The sequence below is a fragment of the Rhodoferax sp. BLA1 genome, assembly GCF_013416775.1.
In the GTDB taxonomy this organism is placed as follows: Bacteria; Pseudomonadota; Gammaproteobacteria; order Burkholderiales; family Burkholderiaceae_C; genus Rhodoferax.
Genome location: NZ_SZVI01000009.1, coordinates 322,757 through 336,205, shown reverse-complemented (window position 1 = coordinate 336,205; position 13,449 = coordinate 322,757). Strand labels below are relative to the sequence as shown.

Genomic DNA, 13,449 nt, shown 5'->3' with positions numbered 1-13,449 from the left:
TTGGTCTTAAGTTTCGATGCAACGCCACAAGTGTTTGCAAAGAAGCACCCAAGGTTTTTCGTCAGAGAAATTCACAAAGGTTCATCATGGAAATATCAAAAGCCGAAACCACTTCGGTGTCAAACACTTCAGCCGCAACCTCCAGCAAAGCTGCCCATGACTCGGGTGTGCAAGAGCTTCGTGGCGCAGAAATCCTGATCAAGGCCCTGCAGGCCGAAAACGTCAAGTACATCTGGGGTTATCCCGGTGGCGCGGTACTGCACATTTATGACGCGGTGTTCAAGCAGGACACGGTTCAGCACATCCTGGTTCGCCACGAACAAGCTGCAGTGCATGCCGCCGATGGTTATGCCCGTGCGACCGGTGATGTGGGTGTGGCGCTGGTGACATCCGGCCCGGGTGCCACCAACGCAGTCACCGGCATTGCCACCGCCTACATGGACAGCATCCCGATGGTGATCATCAGCGGCCAGGTGCCCACAGCGGCGATTGGCATGGACGCCTTCCAGGAGTGCGACACGGTGGGCATCACCCGCCCGGTGGTCAAACACAACTTCCTGGTGAAAGACGCCCGTGATCTGGCGATGACCCTGAAAAAGGCTTTCCACATTGCACGCAGCGGCCGCCCCGGCCCGGTGGTGGTGGACATCCCGAAGGACGTATCTTTCAAGAAGGTGCCTTACCACGGGTATCCCGACAAGGTGGAGATGCGCTCCTACAACCCGGTGCGCAAAGGCCATGGCGGGCAGATCCGCAAGGCTTTGCAACTGTTGCTGACGGCCAAGCGGCCCTACATCTACACTGGTGGCGGTGTGTTGCTGAGCAATGCTTCCAACGAACTGCGCCAGTTGGTGGACATGTTGGGTTACCCGGTGACCCATACGCTGATGGGCTTGGGTGCTTACCCGGCGAGTGACCGCAAGTTCCTGGGCATGCTGGGTATGCACGGCACACTTGAGGCCAACAGCGCGATGCAGAACTGTGACGTGCTGCTGGCGGTGGGTGCGCGGTTCGATGACCGGGTGATTGGCAACCCCAAACATTTTGCGCAAAACGAGCGCAAGATCATCCACATCGACATCGACCCGTCAAGCATCTCGAAGCGGGTTCGCGTGGATATTCCGATTGTGGGTGACGTGAAAGAGGTGTTGACCGAACTGATCGCCATGATCAAGGAAAGCACCCTCAAGCCCGACGCCCACGCACTGGGCGCCTGGTGGGACACGATTGAAGGTTGGCGTAAACGCGATTGCCTCAAGTACGATCATGGCAGCAACGGTGTGATCAAGCCGCAGTATGTGGTGGAAACGCTGTGGAACATGACCAAGGATGCCGACACCTACATCACCTCCGATGTGGGGCAGCACCAAATGTGGGCCGCGCAGTATTACCGTTTTGACGAACCCCGGCGCTGGATCAACTCGGGTGGCCTGGGCACCATGGGTGTCGGTATTCCCTACGCCATGGGCATCAAACTGGCCAAGCCTGAGAGCGAGGTGTTCTGTATCACCGGTGAAGGTTCGGTGCAGATGTGTATCCAGGAACTCTCGACCTGCCTGCAATACAACACACCGATCAAGATTTGCTCGCTCAACAACCGCTATCTGGGTATGGTGCGCCAGTGGCAGGAGATCGAATACTCCGGTCGCTACAGCCACAGCTACATGGACGCCTTGCCCAATTTTGTCAAGCTGGCGGAGGCCTATGGCCACGTTGGTATGCTGATTGAACGCGCCGAAGATGTGGAACCCGCTCTGCGCGAGGCCCGCAAGCTCAAGGATCGCACGGTGTTCATGGATTTCCGCACCGATCCGACCGAGAACGTGTTCCCGATGGTGCGCGCAGGCCACGGCATCACCGAGATGCTGATGGGCTCCGAAGATCTTTAATTTCAACCCAACCTGAACAAATCTATTGCTCGCCAGGTCCGCGCATTACCGTGTGTGGATGAGGGCGGCGACAGTGCAAGCTGTCGCGTTGGCGAAAAGAGGAGTCATTCACATGAAACATATCATTGCAGTTTTGCTGGAAAACGAAGCTGGGGCCTTGTCCCGCGTGGTTGGGCTGTTTTCTGCCCGCGGCTATAACATCGAATCCCTCACGGTGGCGCCGACAGAAGACCCCAGCCTGTCGCGCATGACCATTCAGACGGCAGGCTCGGAAGAGGTGATAGAACAAATCACCAAACACCTGAACCGCTTGATTGAAGTGGTCAAGGTGGTTGACCTGACCGAGGGGGCTTACACGGAGCGCGAGTTGATGATGGTCAAGGTGCGCGCTGTGGGCAAGGAGCGTGAGGAGATGAAGCGTATGGCCGATATTTTCCGGGGCCGGATCATTGATGTGACCGAAAAAAGTTACACCATTGAGCTGACGGGTGATCAGTCCAAAAACGACGCATTTCTGAGTGCCATTGAAAGTGGTGCGATTCTGGAAACCGTGCGCACCGGCGCGAGTGGCATTGGTCGCGGTGAGCGGATTTTGCGAGTTTGAATTTTTTACAACGGAGAGATAGATGAAAGTTTTTTACGACAAAGATTGTGATCTGAGCCTTATCAAGGGCAAAACCGTTGCCATCATTGGCTACGGCAGCCAAGGTCATGCCCACGCCCAGAATTTGAACGACAGCGGCGTGAAGGTCGTGGTTGGTCTGCGCAAGGGTGGTGCTTCGTGGGACAAGGTTGGCAAAGCTGGCCTGAACGTCATGGAAGTCAATGACGCGGTCAAGATCGCTGACGTAGTCATGATCTTGTTGCCAGATGAGCAAATCGCCGAGGTTTACACCAACAATGTGGCGCCCAACATCAAGGTTGGTGCCTCGCTGGTGTTTGCCCACGGTTTCAATGTGCACTACAACCAGGTTGTGCCCCGTGCAGACCTCGATGTCTGGATGGTGGCGCCCAAGGCGCCTGGCCACACTGTGCGCAACACCTACACCCAGGGCGGCGGCGTGCCCCACCTGATCGCTGTGCACCAGGACAAGTCTGGCAAGGCCCGTGACCTGGCCCTGAGCTATGCCATGGCCAACGGTGGTGGCAAGGCTGGCATCATTGAGACCAACTTCAAAGAAGAAACCGAAACCGATCTGTTCGGCGAACAGGCCGTGTTGTGTGGTGGCGCTGTGGAGTTGATCAAGATGGGTTATGAGACCCTGGTTGAGGCCGGTTACGCCCCCGAAATGGCTTATTTCGAATGCTTGCACGAGCTCAAACTGATCGTTGATCTGATTTATGAAGGCGGCATCGCCAACATGAACTACTCGATCTCGAACAATGCCGAATATGGCGAATACGTGACCGGCCCCGAAGTCATCAACGCCCAAAGCCGTGAAGCCATGCGCAACGCTTTGAAGCGCATCCAGAATGGTGACTACGCCAAGATGTTCATTCTGGAAGGCCGCACCGGCTACCCCAGCATGACCGCACGTCGCCGCAACACAGCCGATCACCAGATCGAAGTGGTGGGTGCACAATTGCGCGCCATGATGCCCTGGATTGCCAAGAACAAGCTGGTGGACCAGACCCGCAACTAAGGCGTACGCCAAGCTGTCAAAAGGCCACCTTGGTGGCCTTTTGTTATTATGGACGCCCTCAAAAGGCCGCTTAAATGGATGATGTGACTACCTCTGACTTTGCCGAACTCGACGTGCCGCCCAAAAAGCGTCGCAAGGGTATTTACGTTTTGCCCAATCTGTTCACGCTGGCCGCCCTGTTTGGTGGCTTTTATGCCATTGTGATGGCCATCAACGGGCGTTTTGATCTGGCTGCCATCGGTGTGTTTTGCGCCATGATTCTGGACAGCCTCGATGGTCGGGTGGCCCGCATGACCAACACCCAAAGTGCTTTTGGTGAGCAGATGGACTCCTTGTCAGACATGGTGTCTTTTGGTGCTGCTCCGGCGCTGATCAGCTATGTCTGGGCGCTCAAGGGGTTGGGCCGCTGGGGGTGGCTGGCAGCTTTTGTGTATTGCGCTTGTGCTGCCTTGCGTCTGGCCCGTTTTAATGTCAACACCGCTGTTGTTGACAAGCGTTATTTTCAGGGCTTGCCGTCACCGGCGGCGGCGGCATTGGTCGCTGGCTTGATCTGGGTGGCAACGGATCTGGGGGTTTCTGGCAGCAGCCTGGCTTGGCCCATGTTTGCGGTATCACTGTATGCTGGCTTGACCATGGTGACTAACGTGCCGTTTTACAGCTTCAAGGATGTTCGTATGAAGCGCAGTGTGCCGTTTGTGGTGATTGTGTTGATCGCAATCGCTATTGCGTTGATCAACATTGACCCACCGACCGTGCTGTTCGGTATTTTTGTGGTCTACGGCCTGAGTGGTTATGTTGTTTACTTTTGGCGCAAGACCAAAGGCATCCCGACAAGTGTGATCAGTACCTCGACGCAAGAACCGGAAGAGCGCGGATTGCACCATTAGACTTGCTGCAAGGCCTCTCCTTTTGTGTATTGGCGCCAATGACCTGTGGTACATTGTTTCTATGCAAAATCTAGCTCTGGCACTACTACTATCACCTGACGGGTGGAGTTGTTAGCGCTTGAGTGCATCAACCCTGAAAAGCCCGTATGCCATTCGCAACGGGCTTTTTTGTTGGCTTGAACACATTGAAGTTGCGAATTCATTGAGAACTTAGGAGTGACAACATGGCAGATAAGTTAGTGATTTTTGACACCACCTTGCGCGATGGCGAGCAGTCTCCAGGTGCTTCCATGACCCGCGACGAAAAGTTGCGCATTGCACGTCAACTGGAACGCCTGAAAGTGGATGTGATTGAAGCTGGGTTTGCTGCCAGTTCCAATGGTGACTTTGAATGTATCAAGGCGATTGCCGAAGTCATCAAGGACTCGACCGTGTGCTCGTTGGCACGCGCCAGTGACCGTGATATCGCACGGGCCGCAGAGGCTCTGAAACCGGCCAATTCCGGCCGACTGCATCTTTTCCTGGCCACCAGTCCGTTGCATATGGAAAAGAAGTTGCGCATGACGCCGGATCAGGTGTTTGAACAGTCCAAACTGGCGGTTCGTTTTGCCCGCAACCTGATGGACGACATTGAGTTCAGTGCGGAGGATGCGTATCGGTCAGACCCTGATTTTTTGTGCCGTGTTTTTGAGGCTGTGATCAACGAAGGCGCGACGACCATCAACGTGCCTGACACGGTGGGTTACGCCATACCGGAGCTCTACGGCAACTTCATCAAGGATTTGCGCGAACGCATTCCCAACAGCGACAAGGCGATCTGGTCGGTGCATTGCCACAATGATCTTGGCATGGCGGTGGCCAACTCCCTGGCAGGGGTCAAGATCGGTGGTGCCCGCCAGGTCGAGTGCACCATCAACGGTTTGGGTGAACGTGCCGGCAACTGTTCACTCGAAGAGATCGTCATGGCGGTCAAAACCCGCAAGGATTACTTTGGTCTGGAGCTGGGCATTGATGCCAAACACATCGTTGCGGCCAGCCGCCTGGTCAGCCAGACCACCGGTTTTGTGGTCCAACCCAACAAGGCGGTGGTGGGCGCCAATGCCTTTGCTCACGCATCCGGCATCCATCAGGATGGTGTTCTGAAAGCGCGGGATACCTACGAAATCATGCGAGCTGAAGACGTCGGTTGGAGCGCCAACAAGATTGTCATGGGCAAGTTGAGTGGTCGCAATGCGTTCAAGTTACGCCTGCAGGAGCTGGGTGTCACGATGGAGAGTGAAGCGGAGATCAATAACGCGTTCATCAAGTTCAAGGATTTGGCTGATCGCAAGAGCGAGATTTTTGACGAAGACATCCTGGCCCTGGTCAGTGAAGAAAATGTGGCCCAAAGCCATGACCGCTACGGTTTTGTGTCTCTGGTGCAGCACAGTGAAACTGGCGAGAGGCCACATGCCAAGGTGGTGATGACGGTGGATGGCAAAGAAGTGACAGGTGAGTCGGATGGCAATGGCCCGGTGGATGCTTCACTCAAAGCCATTGAAACTCATGTAAAAAGTGGTGCCGACATGGTGCTGTATTCGGTCAATGCCATCAGTGGTTCCACTGAGAGTCAGGGCGAGGTGACGGTGCGACTGCAAAACAGTGGTCGTGTGGTCAATGGGGTGGGTTCTGACCCGGACATTGTGGTGGCATCGGCCAAAGCTTACCTGAGTGCATTGAACAAATTGAGCAGTCAGGCCGAACGGGTCGCCGCGCAAGGTTAAACACCGCACATTGGTTTAAGAAAGTCTCGCAAGTACTTGGTACGGCGAGACTTTTCAGATTAAACTGCGGCCTTCGGTTTAGCGCGGTGAGGAGCCAAGGTCATGACAATTTATCAGCAGCGTTTATTGGGCAGAAAGTCACGGAGCTTGGTCTGCCTGATCGGCCTTTGTGTTGCTTTTGCATTGGCACCGCTGTCTCTCTCACACGCTGCAACCAACAAGGCCAACGCAACCAAAGCACATGTCAGCAAGGCACAGGTAGCCAAGGCAAAGGCGGGCAAGTCCAAAAAAGTTGTTGCGCAGAGCAAGCGGCGTGTGGCCGTGGTTATTGCTAGAAAACGGGTGCAAGCCAAGCCTCTGGCGGTGGTGGATAGGGCATCCTTCGGACAAATCGCCGGTTTGCATTCCGCGTCAGATCAACTCAATCTGAAATCCAGCGTGGCCTTGGTGGTTGACCAGCAGACCAATGAGATTCTTTACAGCAAGAACGACAAGGCTGTGTTGCCGATTGCCTCTTTGACCAAACTCATGACGGGCTTGCTGATCAGTGAGGCCCATTTGCCGATGGACGAATCCATTGCCATCACCTCAGAAGATGTGGATACCGAAAAACACAGCAGCTCGCGCCTGCAAGTAGGCAGTGTGTTGACCCGAGGTGAGTTGTTGCACCTAGCTTTGATGTCCAGTGAAAACCGTGCTGCACATGCCTTGGCAAGAACTTCACCCGGCGGCTTGTCCACGTTTGTGGCACATATGAATGCCAAGGCGCGTTCTTTGGGCATGGCAGACACCGTCTATGTTGAACCAACTGGTCTGTCCAGCAGCAACCGGTCCAGTGCCCATGATTTGGTCAAACTGGTAGACATGGCACACCAGCATCCCTTGCTTCGGGAGTTGACCACCTCACCTGGTTTTGAGGTGGATGTTGGTCGGCGCACACTGCAGTACAACAACACCAACCGTTTGGTAAAGAACCCCACTTGGGATATCGGGCTGCAAAAGACCGGTTATATCTCCGAAGCTGGCCGCTGTCTGGTAATGCAGGCCAGTGTGGCAGGGCGCAAACTCATCATGGTGTTTTTGGATTCAGCAGGCAAGCTCAGCCGTCTCGGTGACGCTGAACGCGTTCGGCATTGGCTCGAATCGGGTGAACGGCGCGTATCCGCCAAAGTGGGTGTGCCCGTCGTCGGAGGCTAACTCAGGTCGAGTGATAGCCCAGGTTTCTGGATATCTCTGCGGCGGTGGCCATCAGTTTGGGTAGCCATGCTTCGTCCATTCGTCCTGCAGGTGCCGAAATAGACAAGCCGGCCAGTAATTTCCTCTGGTCATCGTAGATACCGGCAGCCATACAACGCACACCTAACTCAAGCTCTTCGTTGTCTGTTGCGTAATTGTCGCGGCAGACTTTGGCCAGTTCTTTTTCAAGTGCCGGTAATTGGGTCAGGCTGTTTTTGGTGTGGCCACTCAGACCTGTGCGGGTGGCATATGTTCGAATCCTTTGTGGCTCGTCAGACGCCAGAAAAAGCTTGCCAACCGAGGTCAGGTGTAAGGGTGCTCTGCCGCCAATGGCGCGAATCACCTGCATGCCTGAGCGTTCGCTGTAGGCCCGCTCCACATACACAATTTCATCCCCTTGACGCACGCTCAAATTGATCGTTTGTTGGGTGACGCGATGTAATTCCCGCATGGGTTCCAGTGCAGCGTCACGCACATTGAGCCGATTTTTGACAAGATTGCCGAGTTCCAGCAGGCGCATGCCCAAGCGGTAATTGCCCGCTTGTGGCCGGTCCACAAACCGTCCAGTGGCCAGATCATTGAGGATGCGGTGCGCCGTTGAGGCGTGCAAACCAGCTTTTTCGCTGATTTCCTTGAGGGACATTGCATCTTCCCGGGACGCCAGAATGTCAATCAATGTGAACATTCTCTCAATGACTTGCACGGTGGGTACAGAGGGTATCCCCGAGTCTGTTTTTTGCATGAGACTTCCTACAAATGAACAGAATATTTTATCCTATGAAATTTAAGGGTGTGTGGGCAACCAGAGCCCGTTTTGCATCAGTTCATAGGGTTTGAAACAGGATTTGTAGTCCATTTTCTGGCAGCCTTCGATCCAGTAGCCCAGATAGAGGTAGTTCAAACCCAATGACCTTGCCTGCTGGATCTGCCACAGCACATTGAACGTGCCATAGTTTTGCCCCGGCTCGGGCGCGTAAAAGGTATAAACAGCCGACAGACCGTCTTTCAACTGGTCGATGATGGACACCATCTTGAGCTCCGTCGCAGACTGCCCCGGGACGGTCGCGCGGAATTCCACCATCCAAGACCGGACATTGGAGCGCACAAGAAAGTCGGTGTACTGTGCTTCATCGTCAATGTCCATGCCACCACCCGGATGTCGGGATTTTTGGTAACGCTTGTACAAGGCGTAATGGTCAGGCAAAAAAGTGGGTTTCATCACCGTGCAAGTCAGTGATTGGTGTTTGGCCCAGGCCCGTTTTTGGCTTCGGTTGGGCTTGAAATCTGCAACAGGCAAACGGATCGACAAACAAGCCTTGCAGTTGTCACACTGTGGCCGGTACACAAAAGAACCACTACGCCGGAAACCAGCTTGTATCAACACGTCGTATTTTTCAGCGTCTATGGCCTCACTGGGGGCTGCCACCTGGGACCTGGCCAGGCGGCCTTCCATATAACTGCAAGGGTAAACAGCAGTCGAGTAGTACTGAATGTCTGAGACAAATCGCTGGGAATGGGTCACGTGTTGGCAGCCGCAGGGGTCAGAAGACCATTCCAGTATAGGGGCGAGAACCGCCAATCGGGCGCAGGTTGCCGCAAGGTCTCAGTGACAGCTTGCACAAATGTTGTCCTGGGCGTTTCCGCCGCGCCGAAGGAAGCCAGGTGCCGCGTATTCTGTTGGCAATCAATCTGCGGCACCCCGGCGTGGCGACACAACGCGATCAGCGCAGCCAGGGCAATTTTTGAGGCGTCGGTCACCCGGTGAAACATGGACTCGCCAAACACGGCGCGTCCGATCGCCACAAAGTACAAACCACCCACCAGTTCTCCGTGTACCCAGGTTTCCACGCTGTGTGCCAGGCCAGCCCGATGTAAAGCCACATAGGCCTGCACCATGGTCGGTACGATCCAGGTTCCGGATTGCCCACCACGCCCGCTGTCTGCACAAGCCTGGATGACGGTTTCAAAGGCGTAATCCACCCGGATCTCGCAATGGGGTGAGTGGGCAAACTTTTTGAGCGTCTTTCTCAAAGAGGTGTGTAGACGAAATGCGGCGGGGTTCAGCACCATTCTGGGGTCCGGGCTCCACCACAAAATGGGTTGCCCCGGGCTGAACCACGGAAAGATGCCAGCCCGATAAGCACGCACCAAGCTGTCTACGGACAAATCTCCACCGGCACACAACAAGCCGGGAGCGTCCGAGCTGTGTCCCCAGGCGTGGTGCACGGGAGGGAACGCGTCATCCGGTTCCAGCCATGCAAGGCTCAGTGCGTTTTCACTCATGCTGCGTGGGATTGGGATGCACCGGGTGTCAAACACCTCAGTTCATCTACAAAAAAGTCTGGGTCAACGAGGTAACTGACCGGGTTTTGGGCAAAAAGCCGCTCTCGAGCCATTACAATGGCGAGGTCGGGGCGTAGCGCAGCCTGGTAGCGCATCTGGTTTGGGACCAGAGGGTCGAAGGTTCGAATCCTTTCGCCCCGACCATTCATCTCTCGTGATCTCTGCCCGTAGCTCAGTTGGATAGAGCAACAGCCTTCTAAGCTGTGGGTCGGGGGTTCGATCCCCTCCGGGCAGGCCATCAACGCAGTTGCCCCCAACATCCCAAAAAATCAGCTAGCGGCTTTCAGGCCGAATTTGAAGTGATCCAGCATACGCTGCTGGCTCAAAGCGGGATCACGCGCCAGCAAGGCCGTCATCAGGCCACGGTGCTCTTGTAAGGATGCTTCCACTCGGCCAGATTTCAACAAGGAGTCGTGGCGGTGCAACTTCATCACCTTGCGCAAGTCGGACACCACCTGGTTGCGCCAGCGGTTGTTGGCGATCTCCAGCAACAGCATGTGAAATTCCTCATTGATGATGAAAAATTGCTCCCGGTTGACTTGCTCTGGTTGCACCGATTGTTCCAACGTGTCATGAAGTGCCTGCAATTTCAGCATTTGCTCGTCGGTGGCTTTGCGGGCCACCACCGCCGCTGCGTCTGATTCAAGCAGGCCCAGCAAGTGGTAGACATCCTCCAGATCATTCTCTGAGACTTCGGTCACATAGGCGCCACGGCGCACCTTCATGGTGACCAGCCCTTCGGCCGCCAGCACCTTGAGCGCTTCACGCAAAGGCGTGCGGCTGATGCCATAGGCCTCGGCGATCTTCAATTCGTCGATCCAGCTGCCAGGTTTGAGATCGTGTTCAAAAATACGCTGGCGCAGGAGTTCCGCTACCTCTTCGTAGAGTGCACGGGGAGCCAGAGCGTTTGCAGTCATGTGGAAATTGTAAGCTGGGTAGATTTTTTTGTATCAATAATTATAAATAACGTAAACTCAAGGGGCTTTTTAGCAAGCCTCGTCACTGTATGTTGGGCAGTGCAGGTGTACTGTTTGAATCGCCGACTGGAGCCATGACTCATGACACAAAGATATCCTGAATTTCAAGCCGCTGACATGCAGGCTTGGGCCAAAGCCGCCGCCAAGTCGGCCCCCGATGGTGATGTGGAGGCCCTCAACTGGCTGACACCCGATGGCATCACGGTCAAGCCGCTGTACACCGCTGAAGACACACAAGCCCTGCATTACACCAACACCCTGCCGGGGTTCGAGCCCTATCTGCGTGGTCCCCAGGCCACCATGTACGCGGTGCGTCCCTGGACCATCCGCCAGTACGCTGGTTTCTCGACCGCCGAAGAGTCCAATGCCTTCTACCGCAAGGCGCTGGCAGCCGGTGGTCAGGGTGTTTCCGTGGCGTTTGACTTGGCTACCCACCGTGGTTACGACTCGGACCACCCGCGTGTGACTGGTGATGTGGGCAAAGCCGGTGTGGCCATCGACTCGGTCGAGGACATGAAGATTTTGTTCGACCAGATCCCGCTCGACAAGGTCTCGGTTTCGATGACCATGAACGGCGCCGTGTTACCGGTATTGGCCGGTTATGTGGTGGCGGCAGAAGAGCAGGGCGTGAGCCAGGACAAACTCTCCGGCACCATTCAGAACGACATTCTGAAAGAGTTCATGGTGCGCAACACCTACATCTACCCGCCTGAGCCGTCGATGAAAATCATTGGCGACATCATCGAGTACACGGCGCACCACATGCCCAAGTTCAACTCGATTTCGATCAGCGGTTACCACATGCAGGAAGCCGGTGCCAACCAGGCACTGGAGTTGGCCTTCACGCTGGCGGACGGCAAGGAATACGTCAAAACCGCGATTGCCAAGGGCATGGACGTGGACGATTTTGCCGGGCGCCTGAGCTTCTTCTGGGCGGTGGGCATGAACTTCTACCTTGAAGTGGCCAAGATGCGCGCGGCACGCTTGTTGTGGTGCCGGATCATGAAGGGGTTCGATGCCAAAAAGCCCAAGAGCCTGATGCTGCGCACGCACAGCCAGACCAGCGGCTGGAGCTTGACCGAACAAGACCCCTACAACAACGTGGTGCGCACCACCATCGAAGCCATGGCCGCGGTTTTTGGTGGCACGCAGTCGCTGCACACCAACTCATTTGACGAAGCCATCGCCTTGCCGACCGAGTTTTCCAGCCGGATTGCGCGCAACACACAGCTCATCATCCAGGAAGAAACCCACATCACCAGTGTGATCGATCCCTGGGCCGGCAGCTACATGATGGAAAAGCTTACGCAAGACATGGCGGACGCCGCCTGGGCAATCATCGAAGAAGTCGAAGCCATGGGGGGCATGACCAAGGCCGTGGATTCGGGCTGGGCCAAGCTCAAGATTGAGGCCGCTGCCGCACAAAAGCAGGCGCGCATCGATTCGGGTAAAGACGTGATTGTGGGTGTCAACAAATACAAGCTCAAGACCGAAGCCGCCATTGAGGCGCGTGATATCGACAACGTGGCGGTGCGTGACTCCCAAATTGCCCGTCTCAACGCCATCAAGCAAAAACGCGATCCAGCCCTTGTGCAACAAGCCTTGTCTGCTCTCGAAAATGCAGCTGCCAGCGGCACCGGCAACTTGCTCGACCTGACCATCCAGGCGATGCGAGCACGCGCCACCGTGGGTGAAGTCAGTGCCGCTTTGGAAAAAACGTTCGGGCGCCACCGCGCCGATACACAAAAGGTGACCGGTGTGTACGCAGCCGCTTATGAAAGTGCCGAAGGTTGGGACATTCTCAAGGGTGAAATCGCCGAGTTCGCCACGGCCCAGGGCCGCCGCCCCCGCGTGATGATCGCTAAGCTGGGCCAGGACGGCCATGACCGTGGCGCCAAGGTGGTGTCCACCGCTTTTGCCGACCTGGGGTTTGACGTGGACATTGGTCCGCTGTTCCAGACACCCGAAGAATGTGCACGCCAGGCGATTGAAAACGACGTGCATGCGGTGGGTGTGTCGACCCTGGCCGCAGGCCACAAAACCCTGGTGCCCGCCATCATGGCCGAGCTGAAAAAGCAGGGTGCCGATGACATCGTGGTGTTTGTCGGTGGTGTGATCCCGCGCCAGGACTACGACATGTTGTATGCCGCTGGTGTCAAGGGCATTTACGGCCCTGGCACACCGATCCCGGTCAGTGCGAAGGACGTGCTGGAGCAGATCAAGAAGTCCCTGCAAGGCTGAGTATTGCTGTGCTGTCGTTCGCTCCCGTTGTCTGGGGAGACTTCGAGGCCATGCTGGCGATTCGCGTGGAGGCTTTGCGCGATAGCCTGGAGCGTCTCGGGCGCTTCGACCCGGCTCGGGCACGCGAACGTCTGATGGCCGGGTTCAAACCTGAGTCCATGAAACACATCGTGCGTGATGGTGAGCGCGTCGGTTTTGTCACCCTGCGCCAGGACTCAGCTTCTGAGCCGCCCGCCTTGCGCCTGGACCATTTGTATGTTCGGCCCACATACCAAGGCCAAGGCATTGGTGCTTGGGTGATGGCGTGGGCCAAAGCGCAGGCTGTGGCGCAAGCTTGCGGCATCACCTTGTCGGCACTGAAACACAGTGATGCCAACCGCTTCTACCTGCGTCACGCGTTTGTTCAGGTGGGTGAATCTGAATTTGATCTGGATTACCGTTGGTTCCAGTCGTAGGGAGTGTCAGTTTGA

Annotated in this window: 12 protein-coding genes and 2 tRNA genes; 10 read left to right on the top strand and 4 right to left on the bottom strand. The window is 55.8% G+C overall.

Features of this window, described 5'->3' with window-relative positions; genetic code table 11:
- The first annotated feature begins 86 nt into the window (after nucleotides 1-86).
- The 6 genes from FDG13_RS10035 (at nucleotide 87) to pbpG (ending at nucleotide 7,379) form a co-directional block, all read left to right on the top strand.
- The gene (locus tag FDG13_RS10035) at nucleotides 87-1,889 is read left to right on the top strand and encodes an acetolactate synthase 3 catalytic subunit (RefSeq protein ID WP_180127221.1); all 1,803 of its coding nucleotides are present in this window, start codon (nucleotides 87-89) and stop codon (nucleotides 1,887-1,889) included.
- A gap of 112 nt (nucleotides 1,890-2,001) precedes the next feature.
- Nucleotides 2,002-2,493: an acetolactate synthase small subunit gene (gene ilvN, locus FDG13_RS10030; protein WP_078365766.1), complete on the top strand. Its 492-nt coding sequence runs from the start codon at nucleotides 2,002-2,004 to the stop codon at nucleotides 2,491-2,493.
- Between the two features lie 22 nt (nucleotides 2,494-2,515).
- Entirely contained in the window at nucleotides 2,516-3,532 is a 1,017-nt protein-coding gene (gene ilvC, locus FDG13_RS10025) for a ketol-acid reductoisomerase (protein WP_180127219.1), read from the top strand.
- 74 nt (nucleotides 3,533-3,606) lie between these two features.
- Nucleotides 3,607-4,419: a CDP-diacylglycerol--serine O-phosphatidyltransferase gene (gene pssA, locus FDG13_RS10020; protein ID WP_180127217.1), complete on the top strand. Its 813-nt coding sequence runs from the start codon at nucleotides 3,607-3,609 to the stop codon at nucleotides 4,417-4,419.
- A gap of 224 nt (nucleotides 4,420-4,643) precedes the next feature.
- Nucleotides 4,644-6,182 (top strand): 2-isopropylmalate synthase, encoded by a 1,539-nt coding sequence (locus FDG13_RS10015; RefSeq protein WP_180127215.1) that lies wholly within the window; start codon nucleotides 4,644-4,646, stop codon nucleotides 6,180-6,182.
- A gap of 102 nt (nucleotides 6,183-6,284) precedes the next feature.
- The gene (pbpG, locus tag FDG13_RS10010) at nucleotides 6,285-7,379 is read left to right on the top strand and encodes a D-alanyl-D-alanine endopeptidase (RefSeq protein ID WP_180127213.1); all 1,095 of its coding nucleotides are present in this window, start codon (nucleotides 6,285-6,287) and stop codon (nucleotides 7,377-7,379) included.
- A 1-nt stretch (nucleotide 7,380) separates the two neighbouring features.
- Here the strand turns inward: pbpG and FDG13_RS10005 are convergent, their stop codons facing one another.
- The 3 genes from FDG13_RS10005 to aat are packed head-to-tail and all read right to left on the bottom strand — an operon-like array spanning nucleotide 7,381 to nucleotide 9,701.
- The gene (locus FDG13_RS10005) at nucleotides 7,381-8,160 is read right to left on the bottom strand and encodes an IclR family transcriptional regulator (RefSeq protein ID WP_180127211.1); all 780 of its coding nucleotides are present in this window, start codon (nucleotides 8,158-8,160) and stop codon (nucleotides 7,381-7,383) included.
- 42 nt (nucleotides 8,161-8,202) lie between these two features.
- On the bottom strand, nucleotides 8,203-8,940 hold the full coding sequence (locus FDG13_RS10000; RefSeq protein ID WP_180127210.1) for an arginyltransferase: 738 nt from the start codon (nucleotides 8,938-8,940) through the stop codon (nucleotides 8,203-8,205).
- A complete protein-coding gene (aat, locus tag FDG13_RS09995; RefSeq protein ID WP_180127208.1) occupies nucleotides 8,937-9,701 on the bottom strand; it encodes a leucyl/phenylalanyl-tRNA--protein transferase in 765 nt (254 codons plus the stop codon). Before aat ends, FDG13_RS10000 begins: the two co-directional genes overlap by 4 nt.
- A gap of 127 nt (nucleotides 9,702-9,828) precedes the next feature.
- Between aat and FDG13_RS09990 the strand changes: the two genes are divergently transcribed.
- Both FDG13_RS09990 and FDG13_RS09985 read left to right on the top strand, forming a co-directional pair.
- A tRNA-Pro gene (locus FDG13_RS09990) sits at nucleotides 9,829-9,905 on the top strand.
- Between the two features lie 17 nt (nucleotides 9,906-9,922).
- Nucleotides 9,923-9,999: transfer RNA gene (locus FDG13_RS09985), tRNA-Arg, on the top strand.
- Nucleotides 10,000-10,030: 31 nt separating this feature from the next.
- On the opposite strand, the gene FDG13_RS09980 is transcribed toward FDG13_RS09985, so the two are convergent.
- Nucleotides 10,031-10,678, bottom strand: coding sequence for a GntR family transcriptional regulator (locus FDG13_RS09980; RefSeq protein ID WP_180127206.1), 648 nt, complete (start codon nucleotides 10,676-10,678; stop codon nucleotides 10,031-10,033).
- 141 nt (nucleotides 10,679-10,819) lie between these two features.
- Between FDG13_RS09980 and scpA the strand changes: the two genes are divergently transcribed.
- A complete protein-coding gene (gene scpA / locus FDG13_RS09975) occupies nucleotides 10,820-12,979 on the top strand; it encodes a methylmalonyl-CoA mutase (RefSeq protein WP_180127204.1) in 2,160 nt (719 codons plus the stop codon).
- Nucleotides 12,980-13,029: 50 nt separating this feature from the next.
- On the top strand, nucleotides 13,030-13,434 hold the full coding sequence (locus FDG13_RS09970; RefSeq protein ID WP_180127547.1) for a GNAT family N-acetyltransferase: 405 nt from the start codon (nucleotides 13,030-13,032) through the stop codon (nucleotides 13,432-13,434).
- Nucleotides 13,435-13,449: the final 15 nt, after the last annotated feature.

What these genes read in the sequence shown, in the direction of transcription:
- FDG13_RS10035 (WP_180127221.1), top strand. Translation starts at nt 87, where the DNA reads ATGGAAATATCAAAAGCCGAAACCACTTCGGTGTCAAACACTTCAGCC.
- ilvN (WP_078365766.1), top strand. Translation starts at nt 2,002, where the DNA reads ATGAAACATATCATTGCAGTTTTGCTGGAAAACGAAGCTGGGGCCTTG.
- ilvC (WP_180127219.1), top strand. Translation starts at nt 2,516, where the DNA reads ATGAAAGTTTTTTACGACAAAGATTGTGATCTGAGCCTTATCAAGGGC.
- pssA (WP_180127217.1), top strand. Translation starts at nt 3,607, where the DNA reads ATGGATGATGTGACTACCTCTGACTTTGCCGAACTCGACGTGCCGCCC.
- FDG13_RS10015 (WP_180127215.1), top strand. Translation starts at nt 4,644, where the DNA reads ATGGCAGATAAGTTAGTGATTTTTGACACCACCTTGCGCGATGGCGAG.
- pbpG (WP_180127213.1), top strand. Translation starts at nt 6,285, where the DNA reads ATGACAATTTATCAGCAGCGTTTATTGGGCAGAAAGTCACGGAGCTTG.
- FDG13_RS10005 (WP_180127211.1), bottom strand. Translation starts at nt 8,160, where the DNA reads ATGCAAAAAACAGACTCGGGGATACCCTCTGTACCCACCGTGCAAGTC.
- aat (WP_180127208.1), bottom strand. Translation starts at nt 9,701, where the DNA reads ATGAGTGAAAACGCACTGAGCCTTGCATGGCTGGAACCGGATGACGCG.
- FDG13_RS09980 (WP_180127206.1), bottom strand. Translation starts at nt 10,678, where the DNA reads ATGACTGCAAACGCTCTGGCTCCCCGTGCACTCTACGAAGAGGTAGCG.
- scpA (WP_180127204.1), top strand. Translation starts at nt 10,820, where the DNA reads ATGACACAAAGATATCCTGAATTTCAAGCCGCTGACATGCAGGCTTGG.
- FDG13_RS09970 (WP_180127547.1), top strand. Translation starts at nt 13,030, where the DNA reads ATGCTGGCGATTCGCGTGGAGGCTTTGCGCGATAGCCTGGAGCGTCTC.